General features: G+C 60.5%; 20 protein-coding genes and 1 riboswitch. Of the genes, 12 read left to right on the forward strand and 8 right to left on the reverse strand.

What is annotated here, in order from left to right; genetic code table 11:
• Positions 1 to 231: 231 nt before the first annotated feature.
• Positions 232 to 1413: an acetyl-CoA C-acetyltransferase gene (locus GA0061100_RS14845; RefSeq protein WP_075853476.1), complete on the forward strand. Its 1182-nt coding sequence runs from the start codon at positions 232 to 234 to the stop codon at positions 1411 to 1413.
• Positions 1414 to 1576: 163 nt separating this feature from the next.
• Positions 1577 to 2302, forward strand: a complete 726-nt coding sequence (gene phbB / locus GA0061100_RS14850) for an acetoacetyl-CoA reductase (RefSeq protein ID WP_075853477.1) — start codon at positions 1577 to 1579, stop codon at positions 2300 to 2302.
• Between the two features lie 364 nt (positions 2303 to 2666).
• On the opposite strand, the gene GA0061100_RS34875 is transcribed toward phbB, so the two are convergent.
• From GA0061100_RS34875 to GA0061100_RS14860, 3 genes are all read right to left on the reverse strand, one after another.
• Positions 2667 to 2840 (reverse strand): hypothetical protein, encoded by a 174-nt coding sequence (locus GA0061100_RS34875; RefSeq protein WP_167459829.1) that lies wholly within the window; start codon positions 2838 to 2840, stop codon positions 2667 to 2669.
• Positions 2841 to 2988: 148 nt separating this feature from the next.
• Positions 2989 to 3243 (reverse strand): YMGG-like glycine zipper-containing protein, encoded by a 255-nt coding sequence (locus GA0061100_RS14855; RefSeq protein ID WP_034481118.1) that lies wholly within the window; start codon positions 3241 to 3243, stop codon positions 2989 to 2991.
• Between the two features lie 46 nt (positions 3244 to 3289).
• Complete coding sequence (locus GA0061100_RS14860; RefSeq protein WP_075853478.1) at positions 3290 to 3445, reverse strand: DUF3309 family protein; 156 nt, start codon at positions 3443 to 3445, stop codon at positions 3290 to 3292.
• 1270 nt (positions 3446 to 4715) lie between these two features.
• Between GA0061100_RS14860 and GA0061100_RS14865 the strand changes: the two genes are divergently transcribed.
• The 5 genes from GA0061100_RS14865 to GA0061100_RS14885 all read left to right on the forward strand — a co-directional run bounded on the left by GA0061100_RS14865 (position 4716) and on the right by GA0061100_RS14885 (position 11056).
• Positions 4716 to 7859, forward strand: a complete 3144-nt coding sequence (locus GA0061100_RS14865; protein ID WP_143525438.1) for a helicase-related protein — start codon at positions 4716 to 4718, stop codon at positions 7857 to 7859.
• A 3-nt stretch (positions 7860 to 7862) separates the two neighbouring features.
• A complete protein-coding gene (locus GA0061100_RS14870) occupies positions 7863 to 8267 on the forward strand; it encodes an RNA-binding S4 domain-containing protein (RefSeq protein ID WP_075853480.1) in 405 nt (134 codons plus the stop codon).
• 207 nt (positions 8268 to 8474) lie between these two features.
• Positions 8475 to 8813, forward strand: a complete 339-nt coding sequence (fdxA, locus tag GA0061100_RS14875; RefSeq protein WP_075853481.1) for a ferredoxin FdxA — start codon at positions 8475 to 8477, stop codon at positions 8811 to 8813.
• Between the two features lie 399 nt (positions 8814 to 9212).
• The gene (locus GA0061100_RS14880; RefSeq protein ID WP_075853482.1) at positions 9213 to 9785 is read left to right on the forward strand and encodes a CarD family transcriptional regulator; all 573 of its coding nucleotides are present in this window, start codon (positions 9213 to 9215) and stop codon (positions 9783 to 9785) included.
• A 407-nt stretch (positions 9786 to 10192) separates the two neighbouring features.
• Positions 10193 to 11056: an RNA polymerase factor sigma-32 gene (locus GA0061100_RS14885; RefSeq protein ID WP_075853483.1), complete on the forward strand. Its 864-nt coding sequence runs from the start codon at positions 10193 to 10195 to the stop codon at positions 11054 to 11056.
• A 140-nt stretch (positions 11057 to 11196) separates the two neighbouring features.
• Here the strand turns inward: GA0061100_RS14885 and GA0061100_RS14890 are convergent, their stop codons facing one another.
• From GA0061100_RS14890 to GA0061100_RS14910, 5 genes are all read right to left on the reverse strand, one after another.
• Positions 11197 to 12624 carry a M48 family metalloprotease gene (locus GA0061100_RS14890; protein WP_167459832.1) on the reverse strand — a complete coding sequence of 476 codons (1428 nt, stop codon included), beginning with the start codon at positions 12622 to 12624 and terminating at the stop codon, positions 11197 to 11199.
• Positions 12625 to 12999: 375 nt separating this feature from the next.
• Positions 13000 to 13728 carry a thiamine ABC transporter ATP-binding protein gene (locus tag GA0061100_RS14895; RefSeq protein ID WP_075853484.1) on the reverse strand — a complete coding sequence of 243 codons (729 nt, stop codon included), beginning with the start codon at positions 13726 to 13728 and terminating at the stop codon, positions 13000 to 13002.
• Entirely contained in the window at positions 13721 to 15361 is a 1641-nt protein-coding gene (thiP, locus tag GA0061100_RS14900) for a thiamine/thiamine pyrophosphate ABC transporter permease ThiP (protein ID WP_075853806.1), read from the reverse strand. Before thiP ends, GA0061100_RS14895 begins: the two co-directional genes overlap by 8 nt.
• A 7-nt stretch (positions 15362 to 15368) precedes the next feature.
• Positions 15369 to 16397, reverse strand: a complete 1029-nt coding sequence (gene thiB / locus GA0061100_RS14905; RefSeq protein ID WP_075853807.1) for a thiamine ABC transporter substrate binding subunit — start codon at positions 16395 to 16397, stop codon at positions 15369 to 15371.
• Between the two features lie 50 nt (positions 16398 to 16447).
• Positions 16448 to 16564: riboswitch (TPP riboswitch) on the reverse strand.
• A 71-nt stretch (positions 16565 to 16635) separates the two neighbouring features.
• Complete coding sequence (locus GA0061100_RS14910) at positions 16636 to 18177, reverse strand: MFS transporter (RefSeq protein WP_075853485.1); 1542 nt, start codon at positions 18175 to 18177, stop codon at positions 16636 to 16638.
• 167 nt (positions 18178 to 18344) lie between these two features.
• Here GA0061100_RS14910 and GA0061100_RS14915 point away from each other — a divergent pair, with 167 nt between their 5' ends.
• The 5 genes from GA0061100_RS14915 (at position 18345) to GA0061100_RS14935 (ending at position 26101) form a co-directional block, all read left to right on the forward strand.
• Positions 18345 to 18872, forward strand: coding sequence for a MarR family winged helix-turn-helix transcriptional regulator (locus GA0061100_RS14915; protein ID WP_075853486.1), 528 nt, complete (start codon positions 18345 to 18347; stop codon positions 18870 to 18872).
• A gap of 72 nt (positions 18873 to 18944) precedes the next feature.
• Positions 18945 to 19598, forward strand: coding sequence for a thiamine diphosphokinase (locus GA0061100_RS14920; protein ID WP_075853487.1), 654 nt, complete (start codon positions 18945 to 18947; stop codon positions 19596 to 19598).
• Positions 19599 to 19600: 2 nt separating this feature from the next.
• On the forward strand, positions 19601 to 21430 hold the full coding sequence (locus GA0061100_RS14925; protein WP_075853488.1) for an ABC-F family ATP-binding cassette domain-containing protein: 1830 nt from the start codon (positions 19601 to 19603) through the stop codon (positions 21428 to 21430).
• A gap of 316 nt (positions 21431 to 21746) precedes the next feature.
• Positions 21747 to 22928 (forward strand): efflux RND transporter periplasmic adaptor subunit, encoded by a 1182-nt coding sequence (locus GA0061100_RS14930; protein ID WP_075853808.1) that lies wholly within the window; start codon positions 21747 to 21749, stop codon positions 22926 to 22928.
• The gene (locus GA0061100_RS14935) at positions 22925 to 26101 is read left to right on the forward strand and encodes an efflux RND transporter permease subunit (protein ID WP_075853489.1); all 3177 of its coding nucleotides are present in this window, start codon (positions 22925 to 22927) and stop codon (positions 26099 to 26101) included. Before GA0061100_RS14930 ends, GA0061100_RS14935 begins: the two co-directional genes overlap by 4 nt.
• The last annotated feature ends 24 nt before the right edge of the window (positions 26102 to 26125 follow it).

The raw sequence follows: 26125 nt of genomic DNA on the forward strand, positions 1-26125 counted from the left end.
CTGGCCCCGTCTGATTGTATGGAATATTCCTCCACCTCGGAGTGTAGACGCAAAAGAAGCTTGGTGACAATCGGTTTGTGCGATGCGGCAAGGCCTTTCCTTTGATTGGATTTTTTGAAGGCGGTGACAGCTTCGTGAAATCTGCACGATGAAAATTCTTGCTGTTTGACTCAGGAGCAAAGCTTTGACAGTTTCGCCTCATATACGTGTTCATTCTGTGAGGAGGCTTCCATGAGCAGTTCATCCATCGTCGTCGCCAGCGCTGCCCGCACTGCGGTCGGTTCGTTCAATGGTGCTTTTGCGACCGTTGCGGCGCATGAACTCGGCGCTGCCGCGATCAAGGGGGCGCTGGAGCGCGCCGGCGTTGATGCCAAGGAAGTTGACGAAGTGATTCTCGGCCAGGTGCTTCAGGCCGGCGAAGGCCAGAACCCGGCCCGCCAGGCCGCGATGAAGGCCGGCATTCCGCAGGAAGCGACCGCCTGGGGCGTGAACCAGCTTTGCGGCTCCGGCCTGCGCGCCGTCGCACTCGGCCTGCAGCAGATCGCAACGGGTGACGCGAAGATCATCGTCGCCGGCGGCCAGGAAGCGATGTCGATGGCGCCGCATGCCGCAAATCTTCGCTCCGGCACCAAGATGGGCGACATGAAGATGATCGACACCATGATCAAGGATGGTTTGACGGACGCCTTCTACGGCTATCACATGGGTATCACGGCGGAAAATATCGCCCGCCAATGGCAGCTTTCGCGCGAGGAGCAGGACCAGTTTGCCGTTTCCTCGCAGAACAAGGCCGAAGCCGCGCAAAAGGCTGGCCGCTTCAAGGATGAAATCGTCCCCTTCACGATCCAGACGCGCAAGGGCGATATCATCGTTGATGCCGACGAATATATTCGTCACGGCGCGACGATGGAGGCCATGGCAAAGCTGCGTCCGGCCTTCGACAAGGAAGGTTCTGTCACCGCCGGCAATGCTTCCGGCCTCAATGACGGCGCGGCTGCCGCCGTGCTGATGACCGAGGCGGAAGCCTCGCGCCGCGGTATCCAGCCGCTTGCCCGCATCGTCTCCTGGGCGACGGCCGGCGTCGATCCGCAGATCATGGGCACAGGGCCGATCCCGGCCTCTCGCAAGGCCCTGGAAAAGGCCGGCTGGTCCGCCAGCGACCTCGATCTCGTCGAAGCCAATGAGGCGTTTGCGGCTCAGGCCTGCGCCGTCAACAAGGACCTCGGCTGGGATACATCGATCGTCAACGTCAATGGCGGCGCGATCGCTATCGGCCACCCGATCGGCGCCTCCGGCGCCCGCGTCCTCAATACGCTGCTGTTCGAAATGAAGCGCCGCGGCGCCCGCAAGGGGCTCGCTACCCTGTGCATCGGCGGCGGCATGGGTGTCGCTATGTGCTTCGAGGCGCTCTAGAATCAAGCAAGTAGAGCATGACGTCGTCCGAAAACCGCTCACGCTTTTCGGCATCATGCTCCAAGGCGTCTCGAACGGAATTTTCCGGAAGAAGTGATGAAAGCGGAGCGGGCGACCCGGCATTCGGGCGTCCAGTCTCCGCAGCAACAAAGGGGAGTGGCACATGAGCAAAGTGGCATTGGTAACCGGGGGTACGCGCGGCATCGGCGCCGCTATTTCGATGGCGCTGCACAATGCAGGCTATAAGGTGGCGGCAACCTATGCCGGCAATGACGAGAAGGCCCGGGCTTTCCACGATGTGACCGGCATCTCCGTTCACAAGTGGGATGTCACTGACTACGAGGCCTGCGGCAAGGGTATCGCCAAGATCGAGCACGATCTCGGCCATGTCGAAATTCTGGTCAACAATGCCGGGATCACCCGCGACGCCATGTTCCACAAGATGACCCCGCAGCAGTGGCACGAGGTCATCAATACCAACCTCACCGGCCTCTTCAACATGACGCACCATGTCTGGCAGGGCATGCGCGACCGCAGCTTCGGCCGCGTCATCAACATCTCCTCGATCAATGGTCAGAAGGGACAGATGGGGCAGGCGAACTATTCTGCCGCCAAGGCCGGCGATCTCGGCTTCACCAAAGCGCTGGCGCAGGAAGGCGCTGCCAAGAACATCACGGTCAACGCGATTTGCCCTGGCTATATCGGTACGGAGATGGTGCTGGCGGTGCCGGAGAAAGTGCTGAACGAGCGTATCATCCCGCAGATCCCCGTGGGGCGTCTCGGCGAGCCGGAGGAAATCGCCCGCATCGCGGTCTTCCTTGCCAGCGATGATGCCGGTTTCATCACGGGATCGACGATAACAGCCAATGGCGGCCAGTTCTTCGTCTAAGTGATTTCAGGAAAAGCGCAGGGCAGTTTCTCGCCCGGAGCCGCGTAGAGGCAATGAAATGGAGCGGTTCAAGCCTTCACCGAAGGCTGAGCCGCTCCAACTCGTTTATGGGATGGATGTTTATGGGATGGATGAAGTTAGCGGCCTAAAGCACGTTGCGATCTTTCAGCTTCGCTTCTCACGCTCTGGTGCCTTTCCGCTTTTCTTCGAATCGCGAAAACGCTCTATCCCTTTGTTTTTACGCAATTCTCGACGGAAAACCGTTCTGCACTTTTCCTGGAGTTGCTCTGGGTCTTTAATTTTGCGCATGTCCTTGCCGCAAAACCGCTGCACACTTTTGTGCCGCATGTTTTAAGCCCGGCAATCATCCCCGGTTTGAATTTGCCTGCTGTCGCTGCCGTGGCTTGAATTCCAGGATAACGGCTTCAAGGGCTATCTGCCGCTTCTCCTTGCCTCGTGCTCTTGCCGCGCTTGCGAGCGCGTAGAAAGTTGTGCCGATGAGCGCGAGTGCTGCAATGCTTGCGATGATTGCGGCCATGATGCCGTTCCTTTCTCAAAACACTGCTACCTTCCCGCGATTAATGGCGCGGGAAGAAGATTTCCTTGGGGAACCGTCGTTCCCTGAATTTGTTCCAACAGATGGTCCTGACCGGCCCTCAAGAACGATCGGTCAGGCGATGTTGGCCTTAGCGGCAACGAGCCTCGTAACGGCGACCATAGCGGTCGCGATAGATGCAATAGCCGCGGCGATCTTCCGAGCGTCCGATGAGGTTGCCGACCACGCCGCCAGCGACTGCGCCGACAGCGGCGCCACCCCAGCTATGCGTGGCAACGCCGCCGATGAGCGCGCCGGTACCGGCGCCGATGGCCGTGCCCTTTTCCGTTGATGTGCACGACGCCAATGCGCCGACGAGGGCGATCGCGACGATGATCTTCTTCATGGTGTTAGCTCCCTGGTGTTGCGAGGTTTGGATAGTAACCTGTGGATCAGATCCGCCCCATCAATAACAGAATGAGGACAATGACGAGAACAAGCCCGAGACCGCCCGATGGGCCGTACCCCCACGCCCGGCTGTAACCCCAGCTGGGTAGTGCGCCAATCAGCAGCAGAATCAGTATGACAAGCAATACCGTACCAAGCATGTTATGTCTCCTCCATGTCCATCGCTTGAATATCCCGCCAATATCGCTGTTCGATCCGGCGTTATCCTTCCAGCGGCTCGAGCTCAAATCTGTTTCCAGTGAATGGGCTGAGTTCCTCAATTCTGTTCATAGAAACTTGCGTGCTCGATAATTGTTCCGGCTAAGAAATAAAAATGCGGGCACACAGCGGCCCGGATGGCCACTGAAACGTTAACGTGAACACGTCGTACGGCGGTTGCGGGAGCAGTGCGAGATCTGCTTCTATGGTTAAAATATGATTAAAATACAATAGGTTGCGGTGAACGAAACGGGAAAGGCCCGATGTCTGTGATTCGTCGGCGATTCGTTCTCTCTTTGGGCTTGGGTTAACGGCGAGCCTTCCCCGGGCGCGCCGTCATCGGTGGAAGCAGGGCGAAGCGGAACCGAAGGCGGATCACAGAGGTGGTGCTTCCATCAACCGATTGGTTAGTTTGCAGCAGGCTTGCGGGTGGCTCGTCTATTCGTGCAGCGCTACTTCGCGATGTTGTTCCGGCGAAATACAACAGGTAGCCGTGAACAAATATGACACCTGCCCTTATCCGCCATTCGTCACCGATTCGTTCCGGCTTTGGTCGCTGTGTTAACGATTGCACCTTTTGCGTGCATTTGTTGATTCATTATAGCTGGGCTCGCTAAAAGGTTAATCGCAATCGCAGATTCGGCCCGGATTCGGGTCTCAACCATTCAGAGTCCTGCATGTCCTTGCTGGGGAAACGCTAGATGTTGTGGAGAACAAAAGCGGAATCGCTTGGAATCCGCGATTCGTCTCCGATTCGTTCCGGCTTTGACCTATTTGTTAATATTCCCAGCGGATTGACGAGAAATGCCGCTATTTACAAATAATTAACCATGATTTGACGTGAAATTTCGCTGGCCGGGGATTCTCCGCTTGACTCCTTTTTCCATGGAAAAGCTGCGTAAACAAGATTCAGCATTTGGTGGGAATCTTTTCATTGAAATCCATATGTAGTCGTGAACAAATAAGGAACTCATCGGAGTCAGCGATTCGTCTCCGATTCGTTCTCAAGCTGTTCCGGAATCGCCGGGACTCGCATGGGATGCAGTGGAAATGTATCTTATGGTTGAAGCGATCAAATATGAAATCGATTGTTGCCGTATCTGTTTTTTCATTCAGGTCTTGCCTTTGTCACATATGGTCGTCATCTGTTCGTTTCCTCCAGGAGGAACATGCTGATCGGAAGACGGCGGTTTCTCGCCCATGCACGGACCTATGACTCAGACTTCGCAGCCCATGATCCTGAGCGGACGCGGCGTGACCGCGGTGCTCGGACCGACCAATACCGGCAAGACCCATTATGCCATCGAGCGCATGGTGGCGCACGGCAGCGGCGTGATCGGCCTGCCGCTGCGGCTGCTTGCGCGCGAGGTCTATACGCGCGTGGTCGAAAAGGTCGGAGCGCACAATGTCGCGCTCGTCACCGGCGAGGAGAAAATCTCGCCGCCGAATGCACGCTTTTCGGTCTGCACCGTCGAAGCCATGCCGCGTGATACGCGCGCCTCCTTCGTTGCGATCGACGAGGTCCAGCTTGCCGGCGACTTGGAGCGTGGGCATATCTTCACCGACCGTATCCTGCATCTGCGCGGGCGCGATGAAACGCTGCTGCTCGGCGCAGGCACCATGCGGCCGATCCTCGAGCAGCTTTTGCCTGGCATTACCGTCCTGGAACGGCCAAGGCTGTCGCACCTGTTTTACGCCGGGCAGAAGAAGATCACCCGCCTGCCGCAGCGCACGGCGATCGTCGCCTTTTCCGCCGATGAGGTCTATGCGATCGCGGAGCTCATACGCCGCCAGCGCGGCGGTGCCGCCGTCGTCCTCGGGGCGCTCAGCCCACGCACCCGCAATGCGCAGGTGGCGCTCTATCAGGCTGGCGATGTCGAATATTTGGTTGCGACCGATGCGATCGGCATGGGTCTCAATCTCGATGTCGATCACGTCGCCTTCGCCCAGGATCGCAAGTTCGACGGCTATCAGTTTCGCAACCTCAATCCGGCCGAGCTCGGCCAGATTGCCGGTCGCGCCGGTCGCCATCTCAAGGACGGCACCTTCGGCGTGACGGGGCAGGTCGATCCTTTCGACGACGAACTCGTGCGTCGGATCGAAGGACACGAATTCGACATGGTCAAGGTGCTGCAATGGCGCACCAAAGAACTGAATTTTGCTTCGATCGCGGCACTGCGCAGCAGTTTGGAAGACGCGCCTCGCGTGCAGGGCTTGACGCGGGCGCTGCCTGCGGTAGACCAGCAGGCGTTGGAATATCTGTCACGCGATCTGGAGATAGTCGATCTTGCCAGCAACCCGGCCAGGGTTGAGAAATTGTGGGAGGCCTGTGCGCTTCCCGACTATCGGCGCATTACGCCTGCCCAGCACGCCGATCTCATTGCTGCCCTCTTTTCCGATCTCGTGCGCTATGGCACGGTGAAAGAGGATTTCCTTGCCGAACAGGTGCATCGCGCCGATCGGACGGATGGCGAGATCGACACGCTTTCGGCGCGAATCGCGCAGATAAGGACTTGGACCTATGTGTCGAACCGGCCCGGCTGGCTTGCCGATCCGACACACTGGCAAGAAAAGACGCGGGAAATCGAAGATCGATTGTCAGACGCGTTACATGAGAGGTTGACGAAACGCTTTGTTGATCGCAGGACATCTGTGCTCATGAAGCGCCTGAGAGAGAATGCGATGCTGGAAGCTGAAATCAGTGTGAATGGAGATGTCTTCGTTGAGGGACATCATGTGGGACAGTTGACCGGATTCCGGTTCACGCCTATCGCAGGGACCGAAGGGCCGGATGCCAAGGCTGTTCAGACGGCCTCGCAGAAGGCGCTGGCGCTGGAATTCGAGGCACGTGCCGCACGTCTGCATGCGGCCGGCAACGGCGATCTCGCCATCAGCGCCGATGGTCTCGTGCGCTGGCTGGGCGACCCCGTGGCGCGGCTGTCGGGCAGTGATCACGTCATGCGTCCGCGCGTCATCCTGCTTGCCGACGAGCAGCTGACGGGCAATGCGCGCGATCATGTGGCCGCTCGCATCGAGCGTTTCGTGAACCATCATATCAGCACGATCCTGAAGCCGCTCGACGATTTGCAGCGTGCCGAGGATCTGCAGGGCCTTGCCAAGGGGCTGGCCTTCCAGCTCGTGGAAAATCTCGGCGTTCTGTTCCGCCGCGACGTCACCGAAGAAGTGAAGTCGCTGGATCAGGACGGTCGCGCTTCCATGCGCCGCTATGGCGTTCGTTTCGGCGCATACCATATTTTCGTGCCTGCACTGCTGAAGCCGGCTCCGGCCGAACTCATCACGCTGCTCTGGGCGCTGAAGAACGACGGTCTGGACAAGCCGGGCTATGGCGATCTGATTCCGGTTCTGGCTGCCGGCCGCACCTCGGTTGTCACCGATCCAGGCTATGAGCGCACATTCTACAAGCTCGCGGGCTTCCGGTTCCTCGGCAAGCGCGCGGTGCGCATCGACATTCTGGAGCGCCTGGCGGATCTCATTCGTCCGTTGCTGCAGTGGAAGCCCGGCCAGGCGTCGCGCCCCGAAGGCGCTTATGACGGCCGCCGCTTCACGACGACGACCGCGATGCTCTCCATCCTCGGCGCAACGCTCGAGGATATGGAGGAAATCCTCAAGGGTCTCGGTTACCGCGCCGATTCGGTAAAGGCCGAAGAGGCGACAGCCTTCCTCGCGCAGCAGGATGCGGCGGCTGCACCGGCGGCGCCGGCTGCGGACGCCGTTGCCGAAAAGGCAGATCACGATGATGCCGATGCCGCGAGCGAAGAGCCGGCTAAGGAAGTAGAAGTCGTTTCGCAGGAAACGGCAGCTCCCGCCGAGGCACCTGTCGAGACAGAGGCCGCTGTGGCTGTGGAAGCTGTTGCCGTTGCGGAAGTTACCGCAGAGCCGACGGAACCGAAGCCGGTTCTGCTCTGGCGCTTGGGTGGCCGCAGCGACAATCAGCAGCGTCAAGGTGGCCGTGGCCATGGCGATCGTCGCGGCCAGCAGGGCGAGGGACGTGGTCACCACGGCAATCGTCGTAGCGGTGGCGGTGGCGAACAGCAGGCGGCCGGTGAAGGCAATCGCGAAGGCGGTCGTGATCGCCGTGACGGACGCGACAATCGTGAGGCTCGCGGCGGCGACAAGGGTCCGCGCGGCAACCGCGAAGGCGGTCGTCCGCAGCATCAGGGCAATCGCGGTGATCGTCAGGACCGTGGCGAACGCAACGACCGGAACGATCGCAACAATCGCGGCGCGTCGCAGCCGCTGCGCTTCGAGGCCAAGCCGCCGCGCAAGGAAAAGCCGATCGATCCGGATTCTCCTTTCGCCAAGCTCGCTGCCCTCAAGGAGCAGATGAAGAAATAGGCCATGACGGACGAGAAACAGCCATTTACCGGTTCGCGCCAGCGCATCGACAAATGGCTGTTCTTTGCTCGCATGGTGAAATCCCGGTCGCTGGCGCAGCTCTATGTGCAGAACGGCAGTGTCAGGGTGAATGGCGAGCGGGTCGTGCAGCCGAGCTTCGGTGTCAAGATTGGCGACCGCATAGAACTGTCTCTGGAGCGTCGGGACGTCGTCCTGATCGTACGCGCACCCGGCGATCGCAGGGGGCCTTTCGAAGAAGCCAGGCTGCTTTACGAAGATCTGACCCCACCGCCGGATGAGACAAAACGTCTCACCCCTTTCGAACAGGCGTTACGGGCGCCGGGCAGCGGCAGACCGACGAAACGCGATCGCCGGGCAATCGATCGCTTAACCTCGGACGATGATTAGAAAACTCTGCCTGTCGTGGGCGGTTTTCAAGATTGTTTGTCCTTGAAATTGACTGACAAAGTCGATACCTCACGATCAACCTGCCGGTAACCCGCCGGACGGCGCGTTTGCGCGTGACGCATTCGTCCGCCCGTTCGGCACCGTGGGAAGGTGCGACGTTCCAGGTTGCGCATCCGCGGAAAGCTAGAGACATTCCTGGAGTGCTTCATGACATATGTCGTGACCGACAATTGCATCCGCTGCAAATATACCGACTGCGTGGAAGTCTGCCCCGTTGACTGCTTCTACGAAGGCGAGAACTTCCTTGTCATCCATCCCGACGAATGCATCGATTGCGGTGTCTGCGAGCCGGAATGTCCTGCCGAGGCGATCAAGCCCGATACGGAGCCGGGTCTCGACAAATGGCTGAAGATCAATGCGGACTATGCCGCGATCTGGCCGAACATCACGGTCAAGCGCGATCCGATGCCGGAAGCCAAGGAAATGGACGGTGAACAGGGTAAATTCGAGAAATATTTCTCGACCAATCCCGGTGCGGGCGACTGATCGAAGGTCGTGACAGGCCGTCGATAAAGGTGTAGTCGATATCGCAGAAAGCGAATCATTGCCGTTGGGCCGCTGGTCGGTCAACGTGGCCATTTTGGCGCGCGCGCAGCAAATTATTGATTTCCTCAGATTTTTGTGATAGGTTCCTCACACTGATCCACCGCGGCATTTCGCGTGCCCAAAACCATCACGAAAGCAAATCACCAATCCGTACGCGGTTTCCTTGACATATCAACGTATTGTGTTGTCGGGTCCTGGATCGCGATGGATGGGTTTCTGTTTGCATAAGTCTGGCTGGACCAGGATGAAGTGACCCGACGGTACGTCCGTCTCATCCGGGCCTGACTGACCCGGCACCCCGGCCCTAACGGGGCGCGTAACAGGGAGTTTTTGAAAAGAATGACGACCCAGCAGAAAAAACCTTCAGCAGCACGCCACGGCTTCAAGACTGGTGAAGCGATCGTTTATCCGGCCCATGGTGTCGGCACGATCACTGCGATCGAAGAACAAGAAGTCGCAGGCATGAAGCTCGAGCTGTTCGTAATCGACTTCGAGAAAGACAAGATGCGTCTGAAGGTGCCGGTGGCCAAGGCCATGAGCATCGGCATGCGCAAGCTTTCCGAGACGGATTTCGTTGAGCGTGCATTGAAGGTCGTGCAGGGCAAGGCCCGCGTGAAGCGCACCATGTGGTCGCGCCGCGCGCAGGAATACGATGCCAAGATCAATTCCGGCGATCTGATCTCGATCGCAGAGGTCGTTCGCGATCTTTATCGCGCCGAGAACCAGCCGGAGCAGTCCTATTCCGAACGCCAGCTTTACGAAGCTGCTCTCGACCGCATGGCGCGCGAAATTGCCGCCGTCAACAAGATGTCGGAAACCGAAGCCGTTCGCCTTGTCGAGACCAATCTCAACAAGGGGCCGAAGCGTGGCAAGGTCATCGACGACGACGACTCGCAGGACGAAGCCGCATAAGGCCAAGGCGCCAATATTGCTGCAAAAAACCCGGCCTTCGTGCCGGGTTTTTTCTTTGGAACCTTTTCCGTTCTGCCGCGTTTAAACCTCGTGTTGGCGGTCGGTGTGGGTGTGCTCCTGCGGAGAGGGGGTTCCATACAGGCCGTATTATAGACATTCACGAGGACCGGCCTATGCGTTTTCACTCGAAGCTCCCCGGCGATCTGAAGATGCTTCAATCGTCAGACCCGTTCGATGAGATCGAACTAGACTAGTCATCGATCATCCGGCGCGCCGGATATCGATTTCCAATTCGCAATTTCATTCATTGATTTCCATCCGAGCAGCGATGTTCGGAAACGATGCTTGCTGCCCTTTTCGTCAACCGCGGCATAGAGACGATTTGAGGCCGAACCCAGGAGATGCATATGACGAATATGTCTGCAGATCGGCGCATGATCAAAGTTGCGATGGCTGCTCCCTATCTCGATCGCGACGAAGAACACAATCTCGCCATTCGTTGGAAGGATCACGAGGATCGCGGCGCCCGCAATCAGATCGCAACCGCCCATATGCGCCTCGTCATTTCCATGGCGGGGAAATTTCGTAATTTCGGATTGCCGATGAGCGATCTGGTGCAGGAAGGTTATGTCGGCTTGCTGGAAGCGGCTGCCCGCTTCGAACCGGAACGGGAGGTTCGCTTCTCTACCTATGCAAGCTGGTGGATTCGCGCTTCGATCCAGGACTATATCCTGCGCAATTGGTCGATCGTGCGTGGCGGCACGAGTTCCGCTCAGAAGGCGCTGTTCTTCAATCTGCGCCGTTTGCGCGCCAAGCTTGCCCGCAGCAATTCCAGCGTTACCGTGCAGTCGATCCATGAGGAAATCGCCGTCACGCTCGGCGTCAGCCTTGCCGATGTGCAGACGATGGACGCGCGCCTTTCCAGCAGCGATACCTCGCTGCAAGCACCGTCGATCGCAGGTGATTCCGAAAGCGCCGAGCGTATTGATTTTCTGATCAGTGACGAGCCGCTTCCCGACGAGCAGGTCTCGGACATGATCGATGGCGAACGTCGCCGCATCTGGTTGGCATCGGCGCTGAAGCATCTCAACGAGCGCGAAATGAAGATCATCCGGGCGCGTCGTCTTGTCGAAGATGGAGCGACGCTGGAAGAGCTCGGCGCCGATTTAGGTATTTCCAAGGAACGCGTGCGGCAGATCGAAAGCCGGGCCATGGACAAGCTCCGCAATGCGCTTGTCGATGCCGACCCGCGCATGGCGAGCTACGCCTGAGCTAAAGCGCGTCGTGCTCTTTCAGATTCGCTTCTCGCGCTTTAGGTCTTTGATTTTGCGCATGTCGTTATCGCAAAACCGCTGCGCACTTTTGCGCGACGTGCTTTAGATCTTCTCCCGGATGGAAGAAGAGCCGCTCATTATTCCGAGATAATTTTGACCCTGTCGCCCGGCGCAATCGTCGCCCCGGTTGGCAGGGCATTGATCAGTTTGAACAGGTCGAGTTTGCGATCGGTGCCCATCATGCGGGCGGCGAGCGTGGTGATGGTGTCGCCAGGCTTGACGGTGACGACGCGCACGCGCAGCGGCTTCAGCGAGGCAGCCTCTTCCGGCGTCATATGCCGGAAGCTCGCGCGCAGAACATTGGCAGTCTGATCGAGCTGTGTGATATTTCCCTTCGGCACCGCCGTCAGGAAGCGGAAGATCTGCGTGCGGTCGCGGATGACAGTCACATCGAAATCCCAGCGATCGGCGGAGGCGCGCGCAGTTGCGGCCGGCATGCCGTTGACGGTGATCGACTTGATCGACGATGGATCGAGGCCCGTGACCCAGCCGCTGGAAATATAATTCGTCAGATTCTGGTTCTGGGTATCGGCAACGCCGTCGAAGCGGATGGCGATATCGCCCGGGCCGGTCGCCATGACGGCTTCGACCTTGTTGTCGATACGGAAATCGGGTGGCACGTCGAAGCGGATGCCGAGGCCGCCATGCAGGAAGGTCTGGCCACGCACATAGCCCTCCTCGGGACTGTCGCCATAGAGCAGGCCGTCGATGCCGTTCAGGTAATAATCGCGGCCGATGTCGCCGACCTTGCCTTCCTCGCCGAATTCACGGGCATGCGCCTTGGCAAGATCGATGCGCTGCGGCGTGCTCGGGTGGCTTGAAAGGAAGTCCAGGCTCTGGTCGACGTCGGAATTGGCCGACATGAAGCGGCTGTAGTCCTCCATCGCGTTCAGGAATCGAGCGGCGGCATAAGGATCATAACCGGCCTGGCCGAGCGTGCGGATGCCGATCTCGTCGGCCTGCAGCTCCTGCTGGCGGGAGAAGGCGGCCAGACGCAGCTTGCCGCGCGCGAGCGCCTGCTTACCGGCGAGGTCGCTCGACAGGACTTCCGAAACGACGCGGCTGGCGATGACCTCGGCTTCTTCGCGCTTCTGCCGCTCGATGCCGTGATTGGCTGTCACGTGCGCCATTTCATGTGCCAATACGGCAGCGACTTCGGAAGCGTCGTTGGCAAGAGCCAAGAGGCCGCGCGTCACATAGAGATAGCCACCCGGCAGTGCGAAAGCGTTGATTGATGGCGAATTGAGAATGGTGATGCGGTAGGACTGCTGCGGATTTTCCGACACGCTGGTCAAGGCGCCGGCGATGCGGGCAACGAGCCGCTCGGTCTTGGCATCCTTGTACTCGCCGCCATAGCTTGCAAGAATGCGCGGATGCTCGCGAGCGCCCATCTGCGCGCGCGGATCGTTCTTCTGCACCTCGGAAACGATCTGCGGATTGGCGGAGGGGGAAACGCTCGGCTGATAGGATTGGTCCAGCACCGTCTGGCAGCCATTCAATATCATTGCGGCCGCAAGGAAGGGGACAAAGCGGCGCAAACGGGCTGCGACGGTCGCGCTGATCCTTCGTTCTGCTCGCTTGCTCTGCTTCAGGACCTGTATCCTACTCATTTCGCTGTCATGCCGGCTCGGCGCCAAATCCGGTTGATCGTTACCGGGCCGATCATCGTCGCGCGCCGACAAAGGTTACGTCCACCCCCATCGATCCGAATTTACCCGGACGGTCTCCACCCCTTGCTGTAGCCGATTTTGGCACCGGTTGCATAGCGAGACTCCGTTTAAATGTGGCGGCGTTGTATTTTAGCAAGCATTCCCTAGGACTTTCAGCCGCTTGCCGCGACGAAATTAAGGCAAAACCGGCGACAAGAAGCTGCGGCGCAATCAATGTTGCAGAAATGTGGTCAATGCCGGGATGCCGTCCGTCTCCAGAAAGGTCCCGATGGGAGCGGCGAGCTCGATCGTGCCGCCAGCGATGAACGCGGCATGGTCGGCAAGGCGCCGTACCTCGGCCGGATCATGCGAGACGATCAGCACCGTATTGCCGGTCTCGCGATGCAGGATTTTCAGGAGTTCGACCATGCCCGAGCGCAGGCCGGGATCGAGGGCGGCGAAAGGCTCGTCCAGCAGCAGGATCGGCTTGTCACGCACCAGCGCCCGGGCAAAGGCGGCGCGCTGCCGTTCGCCGCCCGAGAGCGTTCCCGGCTTGCGCTTCTCGAAACCGGGCAGCCCGACGCGCGCCAAGGCTTCCGAGACCCTTTGCCGGTCCTCTTTCGAAAGTTTCAATGACGGGCTGATGCCGAGGCCGACATTGGTGAAGAGATCGAGATGGGTAAAGAGGTTGTTGTCCTGGAAGACGAGGGAAACCGGCCGCTCGGCGGGGTGCAGGCCGGTCACGTCCTCTCCGGCAAGCACAATGCGGCCGCGGTTGGGCTGTTCGAAGCCGGCTAGCAAATTGAGGAAGGTCGATTTTCCCGATCCAGAAGGGCCGGCGACGGCGATGATCTTGCCCTGCGGCAATGTGCAGTCGAAGCGGAAGTCATGCGTGCCGAGGCGCAGCTCGACGCCGGCCATCGCAATGCCCTGTTCCTTCATGTCCCTGCTATCATCCATTTCGCCTGCTTTCGTCATCACGTACGCCCTGGCCTGCCGTACCGGCGATGGTCAAGAGAAGGCAGACCAGGCCGAGGATCAAGGCATATCCGTCGGCATCGTTGGTGCGATAGCTGCCGAGCTTGCTGTAGACCAGCCAGGGCAGGGTCATCAGGCTATCCGAGCCGAAGAGCGCCACTGCGCCGAGATCGCCGAGCGAGAGAGCCATGGCGAAGGAGAGGGCGGTGAAGAGCGGTTTGCGCAAACCCGGCCAATCAATCAGGCGAAGGCGGGCAATGCCGTGAAGGCCGAGGCTTGCCGCCAGCCGTTCGGTACGAAGGCGATGGACCACATAGGCCGGCTCGATGACGCGAATGACGAAGGGCAGTGCCATCAGTGCATTGATGACAATGATGAGGCCAGCCGCAAACCGGCTGGGATCGCCCAATGGCCTTAGGGCCAGGAACCAGCCGGTTGCCAGCACGATCGGCGGCACCAGCAAGATGAGCGACGCGCTCGCGCTCAATGCGATCGCCAGGCCGCGCAGGCCGAGGGTCTTATGGCGATCCGCCGATATGACCGATCGGGCGCGAATGATGGCAAAAGATATCAGTACGGCTAGAAGGCCCGCGGCAAGCGCAACGACCAGGCTGGTGGCGGCCGCTTGCAGGAAGATCGGCTGACCGGCGAGCTTGAAAAGATTTGCCTCGAGGCCGGTCACGACGATGGAAGCAAGCGGCAGGCCGAGAAAGAGTGTGGCCGCCGATAGCATGATGGTATCGATCCATCGAGCGGCCGCTCTTTGCCCATCGATGCGTCGCAGGGTGCGACCACTGGTGAGTCCGTGATCGTCCGGCGCGCGAAACAGCATCATGGCGCCAAGGACGAAGAGGGTGATGACGATCTGCAACAGCGACAGCATTACGGCGCGGCCGGGATCGAAATCGAAGCGCAGCGCCTGATAGATCGCCACTTCCAGCGTCGTCGCGGCCGGGCCGCCGCCGAGGATCAGGACCAGCGTGAAGCTGGTCGCGCAGAGCATGAAGATCAGGCCGGCAATGCCCGGGATCAGGCCGCGCAGGATAGGCCATTCGATGAAGCGAAAGACCGAGATGGGCCGCATGCCCAGCTCATCGGCCACGAACCAATATTCCGCGGGAACGCGCTCCAGCCCCGCGAGCATCAGTCGGCAGGCGAGCGGCATGTTGAAGAAGACGTGTGCCAGCAGGATGCCGGTGAGGCCATAGATGCTGACGGGCTGCGATAGGCCGAGTGCTGCAAGCGCCTGATTGAGCAATCCTTGCCTGCCCCATATGCCGAGCAAGCCTAATGCACCGATCAGCACGGGCAGACCCATCGGCACGGCCATCAGACGGATCAGCCACAACCGGCCCGGAAAGCGTGGCTGGCGTGCCAAGGCGCGCGCGACCGGAATGGCGAGCACGACGGAAAGCAACGTCGAGAGCACTGCCTGCAGCAGCGTGAAGCGCAGGACGCGCAACAGGTAGGGATCGGTCAGAGGATTGGCGCCGCCGGATTCGATGCCGGCGGCGAGCAGAACGAGCACGGCGATCCCGACGAAAAGCGCGATGCCGGCGAGGCTGAGTGCCCCGCCAGAAATGACGCGTTTTCGTTCGGGTGCCGTGAGTATGATCAAGGCGTCAATTGCCGCTGGTGGCCGTCAGCCATTCATCGATCCACGCCTTGCGGTTCTTGTCGACGTCGGCCGGGCTCATCAGGAAGGTCTTCGAAGGCACCACGAGCTTGTTGAAGGCGTCCGGCAGCGGCTCGGAAGTTGCCGAGACCGGCATCATCCAGTTGGCCGTCGGGATGATGTCCTGGAAGCCGGTAGAGATCATGAACTTCAGGAAGTCGCGGGCAAGCTCCTTGTTCGGCGAGGACTTGATAAGGCCGGCGACCTCGATCTGGATATAGTGTCCTTCCGAGAAGGCGGCCGCCTGATAGCGGTCGGTCTTGTCCTCGATCATGTGATAGGCCGGTGATGTCGTGTAGGAAAGCACCATCGGCGCTTCGCCCTTGGTGAAGAGATCGTAGGCTTCCGACCAGCCGGGAGTGACGGTCAGGATGCGACCCTTGAGCTTCGTCCATGCGTCGGCCGCCTTGTCGCCATAGATCGACTTGACCCAGAGCAGCAGGCCGAGGCCTGGCGTGGAGGTGCGCGGGTCTTCGATGACGATCTTCTGCGAGGGGTCGCCCTCGACGAGATCCTTCATGCTCTTCGGCGGGTTCTTGACGGTCTGGCTGTCGTAGATCACGGCGAAGTGGCCGTAGTCGTAGGGCACGAAGACATCGTCCTTGAAGCCACCGGGAACCTTGAGGGCCGAGGTATCGACGCCGTTCACATCGAACAGGCCGGTATCTTTGGCCTCGTCGACGAGATTGGTGTCGAGGCCGAGGACGACATCGGCCTTGGTGCCGGCGCCTTCCAGCTTCAGGCGGGAGAGAAGCGCCACGCCATCGGTGACGCTGACATAGTTGACCGTGCAGCCGCAGGTCTTCTCGAAAGCGGCCTTGACCTTGGCGCCCGGACCCCAATCGGCGGTAAAGCTCTCATAGGTGTAGATGGTCAGGGTCTTGTCGGCTGCCTGAGCAGGCTGTGCGGCAAAGAAGCTTGTTCCGGCGGCAAGGGCCAGGCCGGCGAAGAATGACAATGGCGAACGGTGTTGCATGACAGCGCCTCCTTTTTTGGTTTCGTCTTGAAGGGGAAAGGGCGCCATGATTTCGTCACGCGTCTAATCCCTCCGCCGGTGTTAGCCGGATCAGGTTCCGCGGGTTGGCCGGTTAGAGCCTCTCAGCCAGATATCCGAAAGGACATAAGGCACCCCGTTAGAGCGTCGGCAGATTTAGCCCTGTGACGAAGGGATGACAAGGGAAATGATTCCCTTGTCGATTGCGGGCGGAGGGATGTTACTCGGCTGCGTGCGCAGCGGCCGTGGTGCTGCTGTCGAATTTCTGCGTCGCCCCCGGAAGTTGCACGTTCTTCAATGTCAGCGAGGTCAGCAGACCGATGAGGCAGATGCCGGCCGCCGTCATGAACAGCGGGCTGAAGGCGCTCGCATAGGCGTTGGCGACGGCCTCGCGGGTTGCTTCGGGCAATGCGGCCATCATCTTCGGCGTCAGTTCCTCGATATTGGATACGCCCGCGATCGAGACGCCGACATTGCCAAGCTTGGCGGCAATGATGGCGCCGTAGATGGAGATGGCGATGGAGGCGCCGCCCATGCGCGAGAGCGTGACGGCGCCGGTCGCAGCACCAACGTCGCGGGCTGCCGCGGCATTCTGCACGCCGATGACGGGTACCTGCTGCGCAAGACCGATGCCGATGCCGTGCAGAAGCATCAGGCCGCCGATGAAGACGACGGGCGTGCCGGCAGGCAGGACGGCGATCGAGGCAAATGCGATGGCACTGCAGGCAGCACTTGCGATGGCGAAGGGCTTGTAGCGCCCCTTCGCGGCGATCAGCCGGCCAGCCGATAGCGAACCGCAGACGATACCACCAGTCAGGAGAATGAACAGCAGGCCGGCCATCGAGGGCGAAAGGCCCGTTGTCGTCTGCAGGAAGAGCGCGAAATAATTGACCATGCCGATCGCAACGGCGCCGCTGGTGATCGAGATGATCAGCAGCAGACCGAATGTCGGATTGCGGAACAGCGTCATCGGTACGATGGGCTCGGGTGCGCGGCGCTCGATGAAGACCCAGGCAATGGCGCAGATCACGCCGAAGGCGATGATGCCGAGGCATTGCGGCGACAGCAGCGATCCGAAGAGTTCGGTGCCGTCGGCGGCAAGCACGATGCTCGTTGTCGTCAGGGCAAGAACGATCGCGCCGGCATAATCGATCTTCGGGCGGCGGGCCGGCTTGCGATAGGGAAGCATGGTGGCAAGGCCGGCCAGCACGATGAAGCCGATTGGCACATTGACGAGGAAGATGGAGCGCCAGCCGAAGAGATCGCTCATCGTGCCGCCGAGAACGGGGCCGATGGCGCCGGAAGCCATCAGTACGAGGCTCGAATAGCTCTGGTAGCGGGCGCGTTCCCGCGGTTCGAAGAGGTCGGCGTTGACGGCGAAGATCGACACAAGGATGCCGCCGCCGCCGAGGCCTTGAAGGACGCGGGCTGCGATGAGCGTATCCATCGAAACGGCGAGGCCGCAGACGGCTGAGCCGATCGTGAAGATCGCGATCGCCGTCATCATCACGTATTTGCGGCCAAAGAGATCGCCGAGTTTGCCGTAAACCGGCATGACGGCTGAGAGGGAGAGAAGATAGGCCGAACCGATCCAGCCGAAGCGCTCCAGATGGCCGAACTCGCCGACGATCGTCGGCAGTGCCGTCGAGACGATCTGGTTGTCCAGCGTCGCCATGAACATGGCAGTCATCAGAAACAGGAAGAGTATAAGCCGCCGTTTATGATCCGCCACAAGCGGCGCGAACTTTGTCTGCATGTCCATGGGGCAAGAAATCCGAGCTTGGCCGAAACGCTGCGCGGTCGATCGAATGCGCGGGACGCCCCGGTTTTCATACTTGAGATATATGTGCCATTAGCATATAATTGTCAATGACAGGTGAATGCTGTTTGCATGTTTTATTTGTTTTCTGCCTCTGATATGGTGGAAAGATGACATCTGCGACCAATACACGTGAAGTTGAAGCCTCGGAGCTGACCGAAGACGAGAATCTCCTGCGCATCGGGCAGGCGATGACGCGCATGCGGCTGCTGACGGGCCGCCGCATGATCGGCAGGCTTGCCATCCAGAGCGTGGCACCGGGCCTCGAGCTTTCGCATCTCGACGTGCTGGATGTCGTGAGGCGGGCGGAGGCGACGGGCGAAGTCACCGTTGGCACCATCGCCGAGATGCTGCGCATCGATCCCTCGCGAGCAAGCCGCATCGTTGCCGACATGGTGACGCGCGGCGTGTTGCGCCGCAAGGCATCACAGGCGGATGCGCGGCGCATCGTCGTGGTGCTGACCGCGCTCGGCCAGAGATTGCTGTCGGAGATCCAGGCGCAGAAGTTCTCCGTCATCGGCAGCATTTTTGCCGATTGGACAACGGAGGAAATCGAGAGCTTCTCGTTGCTGTTCGATCGTTACGTCAGCGGCTACGAGCAGGTTTTCCAGGCGCGCATCAAGGAAACGGACGACTGAGCGGTCGACGCGGCCGTTCTTGCCTACGGTGCTCTTCCCTAGGGATATGACTTTGCGCTATGGGCTTGCCTCATGAGCCAGTCCACCACCTTCACCATCCTGCTCGGCGGCGAGCTTCGTCTGACGGAGCGGTTGCGCGATGCGGTTTCCGGCAGCCGTTTCATCGCAGCCGATGGCGGTATGCGCCATGCAATCGCGCTTCAGGTGCAGCCTGAATTGTGGGTCGGCGATTTCGATTCCACGCCGGCCGATTTGCAAGCTGCGTTTCCCAATGTGCCCAAGCAGCCTTATCCGGCGGCGAAGGCTGCGACAGATGGCGAGATTGCCGTATCGGAAGCGATCGATCGCGGTGCCACCAGGCTGATCCTTGCCGGCGCCATGGGCGGTGAGCGATCCGATCACGCGATCCAGCATCTGCTCTATGGCGTGCATCTGGCCGAAAAGGGTCTCGATGTCTTGCTGACGTCAGGTGACGAGGAGGCGGTGCCGTTTCCGCCGGGCGAATTCACGCTGGCGCTGCCGGCCGGTTCGCTGTTCTCGGTTCTCGGTTTCAGCGATCTGACGGGCCTCTTCATTGATAACGCCCGGTACCCCTTGCGCGATTTCCATTTGCCCTTCGGGGCATCGCGCACCATTTCCAACGTGGCGGAAGGCGACGTGCGCTTTTCGCTCGGCAGCGGCAGGGCGATCGTTCTTGCGCGCCCTTATGACCTTTCCGGAGTCTGATCTTGGCCCCTCCCATTCTGAAACTCGACGGCATCTTTCTGAGCTTCGGCGGTGCGCCCTTGCTCGCCGGTGCCGGCCTGCAGGTGGAGCCGGGCGACAAGATCTGCCTTGTCGGCCGCAACGGCTCCGGCAAGTCGACGCTCCTGAAGATCGCAGCCGGCCTCGTCGAGGCACAGTCGGGCGAGGTGTTCCGCCATCCGTCGTCTACCGTTCGCTATCTCGAGCAGGCACCGGATTTTGCCGGTTACAAGACGGTTGCGGCGTATGCCGAAGCTGGTCTCGGACCGGGTGACGACCCCTATCGCGTGACGTACCTGCTTTCGCATCTCGGCCTGACCGGCGAGGAAGACCCGAACAACCTCTCGGGTGGCGAGGCGCGCCGCGCGGCTCTGGCGCGTGTCCTGGCACCGGAACCGGATATTCTGCTGCTTGACGAGCCGACGAACCATCTGGACCTGCCGACCATCGAATGGCTGGAAGGCGAATTGCAGAAGAGCCGTAGCGCGCTCGTCTTGATCTCGCACGACCGACGCTTCCTCGAAAAGGTTTCGACCGCGACCGTTTGGCTCGATCGCGGCACCTCGCGCCGACTGGACAGGGGATTTGCCCATTTCGAAGCCTGGCGCGACCAGGTGCTCGAGGCCGAAGAGCTGGAGCAGCACAAGCTCGGCAAGCAGATCGAGCGCGAAGAGCACTGGCTGCGCTATGGCGTGACGGCGCGGCGCAAGCGCAATATGCGCCGCCTCGGCGAGCTGCAGGACATGCGTTCGCGCTATCGCAGCCATAAGGGCGCGCTGGGCACCGTGCAGGCGGCTGCCTCCGATGCGCAGGAAAGCGGCAAGCTGGTGATCGAGGCGGACAAGATCACCAAGACCTATAATGACCGAACTATCGTCGCGCCGTTTTCGATCCGCGTACATCGTGGCGATTGCATCGGCCTCGTCGGCCCGAACGGTGCCGGCAAGACGACGCTCCTGAAGATGCTGACCGGACAGCTGCAGCCCGACAGCGGCACGGTGAAGCTCGGCACCAATCTGGAAATCGCCACGCTCGACCAGAAGCGCGAGGAGCTGAACCCGGAAGATACGCTCGCCAACTACCTGACCGACGGCCGCGGCGAGAACCTGCTCGTCAACGGCGAGCAACGGCATGTGACCGGTTACATGAAGGAATTCCTGTTCCAGCCGGAGCAGGCGCGTACGCCGATCAGGAATCTCTCTGGCGGCGAGCGCGCCCGGCTGATGCTGGCACGCATCCTGTCGCGGCCGACCAATCTCCTGATCCTCGACGAACCGACGAACGATCTCGATATCGAGACGCTCGACCTCTTGCAGGAAATCGTTGCCGGCTTTTCTGGCACCGTCATCCTCGTCAGCCACGATCGTGACTTCCTCGATCGCACCGTGACCTCGACGATCGCTCCCGCCGATCCGGAAGAGCCCGATGGCCGCTGGATCGAATATGCCGGCGGTTATTCGGATATGCTCGCGCAGCGCAAGGGGGCGATCGAGGAGCGCAAGCGGGCGGAAAAGGCAACCGAAAAGCCGAAGGCTGCGGAGACCGCACCGTCTTCCGCCGATGCTTCGAGGGGCAAGGGAAAGCTTTCCTACAAGCAGAAATTCGCCTTGGAAAACCTGCCGAAGGAAATGGCCAAGGCCGAAGCCGAAATTGCCGCTCGTGAGCAGAAAATGGCCGATCCGAACCTCTTTTCCAAGGATGCCGCAACGTTCAACCGTCTTGCGGCGGAAATGGAAAAGCTGCGCGAAAGCCTGACCAGGATGGAAGAGGAATGGCTGGAGCTCGAAATGCTGCGCGAGGAGCTGGAGGGCTAGGGCTCATATCCGCTCATCCTATGCGCGTCTTTACTATGCAGTAAAAACAATCGGTTGCGCTCGACCGCAGCCGGTTCATTCCCTGTTGTCGAATCCGATAAACCGTTTATACATTAACGCATGCTGCCGGACGACGAGCCGGTTGATACCCCCGGGCCGACGTGGCCCGTGGCGCATGTTGGGGAAGTCCGAAGCGACCTGATTGGATTGCGCCTGATGGCGACAGGTCCTTCGCTGAAAGTTGCAAGCAAATTTCGTGAGCGCTTACCGTGATGACGGCGCGTGATGCCGCATGCGGTTTTTCGAGGGGGCCTTCATGCCGATGCTGCCGCGTGCCGTTTTGTTCAGCTGTGTTTTTGCCGTTTTTTCTGGTGCCCAGGCACTGGCGCAGGGCGCTCCGCCGGCCCCGCCCGTCACGGTCGCCAAGCCTGTCGTTCGCGATGTCGTCGACAGCGACGAGTTCATCGGGCGCTTCCAGGCGGTCGATGAAGTTTCCGTGCGCTCGCGGGTGGGCGGTTATCTGCAGGAAGTGCATTTCAAGGATGGCACCATGGTCAAGCAGGGCGACCTGCTCTTCGTCATCGACCAGCGGCCTTTCATCACTGCGCTCAACGAGTCGACGGCCTCGCTCGAAGTGGCAAACTCGTCGCTGACGCTCGCCGACGCGCAATTCAAACGTGCCCAATCGCTGTCGACGACGGGCAGTCAGTCGGCATCGACCCTCGACGACCGCCGCCGTGATCTCGTTTCCGCCGAGGCGAACGTACGCGGTGCGCAGGCAGCCGTCGATCGTGCCAATCTCGACATGGATTTCACCAAAATCACCGCACCGCTCAGCGGCCGCATCGACCGGCGACTGATCTCGGTCGGCAATCTTGTACAGGCCGACCAGACCGTGCTGACGACCATCGTCTCGCTCGATCCGATCGATTTCTATTTCGACGTCGACGAGCGCCGGCTGCTCTCCTATGCCGACGAGGCCCGTAAGAACGGCAGTGCCCTGCAGCAGGGCGGCGGCGGGCTTGATGTCACTGTCACGATTGCCGATTCCAAGCAGAAGCCGTTCAAGGGCAAGCTCGATTTCGCCGAGAACCGCGTCGACAACGAAACGGGCACAATCCGCGTCCGCGCCAGCTTTCCCAATCCTGATCTTATCCTCCAGCCCGGCCTCTTCGGGCGCGTTCAGGTGCAGGGTTCCAACAGCTACAAGGCGATCCTCGTTCCGGACGAAGCCATCGGCTCGGATCAGAACCAGCGCGTCGTCTATACGGTCGATACGGCGGGTAACATTACGCCGAAGTCCGTCCGCCTCGGACCGAAGCTCTATGGCTACCGCGTCATCCGCGACGGCATGACCGGCGACGAGACCATCGTCGTCAACGGGTTGATGCGCATCCGGCCTGGCGTCAAGGTGACGCCGCAGCTGATCGAACTGCCGCAGCAGGCGACGAATGACGAGCCGCCGGCTCAGGCCGATGCACAGGGGACGAACCAATGAGGTTTTCCCACTTCTTCGTCGATCGACCGATCTTTGCATCGGTCCTCTCCATCGTGCTGCTGATCGTCGGCGGCATCGCCTATTTCCAGCTTCCGGTGGCGCAATATCCCGAGGTTGCGCCTCCCACCATCGTCATTCGCACCTCTTATCCTGGCGCCGATGCCCAGACCATCGCCGATACGGTGGCAACGCCGATCGAGCAGGAAGTCAACGGCGTCGAGGACATGCTCTACATGTCCTCCTACTCCAGCGCCGACGGTTCCATGTCGCTGACGATCACCTTCAAGCTCGGCACCGATCTCGACAAGGCACAGGTGCTGGTGCAGAACCGTGTGGCCATCGCCGAGCCGCGCCTGCCCGACGATGTCCGCCGCATCGGCATCACGACGGTCAAGAGCTCGCCTGACCTGATGATGGTCGTGCATCTCCTGTCGCCGAACAATCGCTACGACCAGCTCTACATCTCCAACTATGCCCGCACGCGCATCCGCGATGTTCTCGTGCGCCTGGATGGCGTCGGCGACGTGCAGCTCTTCGGCGAGCGGCAATATTCGCTGCGCATTTGGCTCGATCCGGAAAAGCTTGCCGCCTACGGTATGACCGCCGGCGACATCGTTCAGGCGCTCAGGGACCAGAACGTGCAGGTATCCGGCGGATCGATCGGCGGGCCGCCGGTTTCCGGCACCAACGCCTTCCAATATACCGTCACGACGCAGGGGCGCTTTTCCGATGCACGGCAATTTCGCTACGTCATCGTCAAGGCGACCGGCAACGGCCGCCTCGTGCAGCTGCAGGATGTCGCGCGCATCGAGCTCGGGGCGCAGGATTACGTCACCAACAGCTATCTGAACGGCAGTCCGGCGGTGGCGCTCGGCGTCTTCGCCCGACCCGGCACCAATGCGCTCGCCGCTGCTGCCGACATCCAGAAGACGATGGAGGACCTGTCAAAGGATTTCCCGCAGGGGCTTGAATATCGCATCATCTACAACCCGACGGAATTTATCGCCGAGTCGATCCATGAGGTCTACAAGACCATCTTCGAGGCGGCCGTTCTCGTCGCCATCGTCGTGCTGGTGTTCCTGCAATCCTGGCGGACGGCGATTATCCCGATCGTCGCAATCCCTGTTTCACTGATCGGTACCTTCGCCTTCCTGCTCGCCTTCGGCTTCTCGCTGAACATGCTGACGCTGTTCGGTCTGGTGCTGGCGATCGGTATCGTCGTCGATGATGCGATCGTGGTGGTGGAGAATGTCGAGCGTAACCTCGCGCTCGGCATGACGCCGAAAGAGGCGTCGCATGTGACGATGAATGAGGTGGGCACCGCCGTTCTGGCAATTTCGCTGGTGCTCATCGCCGTCTTCGTGCCGACTGCCTTCATCCCTGGCATCTCCGGGCAGTTCTACCGGCAGTTCGCCGTCACGATCTCTGTCGCCACGGCGATCTCCTGTCTCAACTCGCTGACGCTGTCGCCGGCAATCGCCGCGATCGTGCTGCGCCCGCACAGTCACGAGAAATCCAAGAATATCTTCGCGCGCTTCGGCCGCGCCTTGGGTGACGGGTTCAACCGCGGCTTCGAGCGGATGAGCAGCGGTTATTCCTGGATCGTGCGCCACCTTGTGACGACATGGGCGGCGCTCGCCTGTGCGCTTCTCGTCTTCGCCGGATTGCTGGCCGGCACGTGGTATATGGGCAGGATCGTGCCGCAGGGCTTCGTTCCGACAATGGACCAGGGCTATGCCATCGTCGTGGTACAGCTGCCTGACGGCGCGTCGCTGGCGCGCACCAACGCCGTCATCCAGAATGCGACCGAGATCATCAGCAAGACGCCAGGTATCGCCAATGCCGTCGCTTTCGCCGGCTTCAACGGCGCGACCTTTACCAATGCTTCGAATTCCGGCGTCATCTTCACGCCGTTCAAGCCGTTCGAGGAGCGATTGAAGACCGGCGACACGGCCACCAAGATTATCGGCCAGCTTTATGGCAACCTGCAGGGCATCCAGGAGGCCTTCATAATCGCCATTCCGCCGCCGTCGATCCGCGGCGTCGGCAATTCCGGCGGCTTCAAGATGCAGATCATGGACCGGGAAAATCCGGACATGCGCCGTATCCTGCCGCTCGCCTATCAGATGATGGGCGTTGCTGCGCAGAACAAAGGCGTCAGCGGTGTCTTCACCACCTTCTCTGCCAATAGCCCGCAATATTTCCTGGCGATCGACCGCGACAAGGCGCGGGCGCTCAACGTGCCGATCCCGAATATCTTCGAGACGCTGTCGATCAATCTCGGCACATCCTACGTCAACGACTTCAATGCCTTCGGCCGCGTTTACCAGGTGCGGGCGCAGGCCGATCAGCAATATCGCATGGAGCGGGAGGATATTCTGGCGCTGAAGGTTCGTTCGGCGACCGGTGCGCTGGTGCCGCTCGGCACGCTGGTCGACATCCGCGATACGACCGGACCGACGCTCGTGCAACGCTACAACATGTATGTTTCGGTTCCCGTGCAGGGCAATCCGGGGCCGGGGGTCTCCACCGGTACGGCGCTCGACACCATGGAGGGGATAGCAAAGAACCTGCTGCCGTCGGGCACGACCTTCGAATGGACGGAACTCGCCTACCAGGAGAAACATACCGGCAATACGGCGATCTACATCTTCGCGCTGTCGGTCATCTTCGTCTTCCTGGCGCTGTCGGCGCAGTATGAGAGCTGGATCCTGCCGCTTGCCATCATCCTCATCGTGCCGCTGGCGGTTCTGGCGGCGCTGATCGGGGTGCATCTGAGAGGCATGGACAACAATATCCTCACGCAGATCGGGCTCATCGTGCTGATCGGCCTTGCGGCCAAGAACGCGATCCTGATCGTCGAGTTCGCGCGGCAGGCGCAGGCTGAAGGAAAGAGTGCCGTCGAGGCGGCGATCGAGGCCAGCCATCTGCGTCTGCGCCCGATCCTGATGACAGCCTTCGCCTTCATCTTCGGCGTCGTGCCGCTGATGATCGCCACCGGTCCGGGCGCGGAAATGCGTCAGTCGCTCGGTACGGCGGTCTTCTCGGGCATGCTCGGGGTGACGCTGTTCGGCCTCTTCCTGACTCCGGTCTTCTACGTCGTCCTGCGCCGCCGGCGCAAGCGGGCGGAAGCAGCACAGGAGCCCTCGGCCACCGATGCCGCGGCACAATGATGGCCAACAAAAGGGCCGAGCGTT

The sequence above is a fragment of the Martinezella hainanensis genome, from assembly GCF_900094555.1.
GTDB classification, from domain to species: Bacteria; Pseudomonadota; Alphaproteobacteria; order Rhizobiales; family Rhizobiaceae; genus Rhizobium; species Rhizobium hainanense.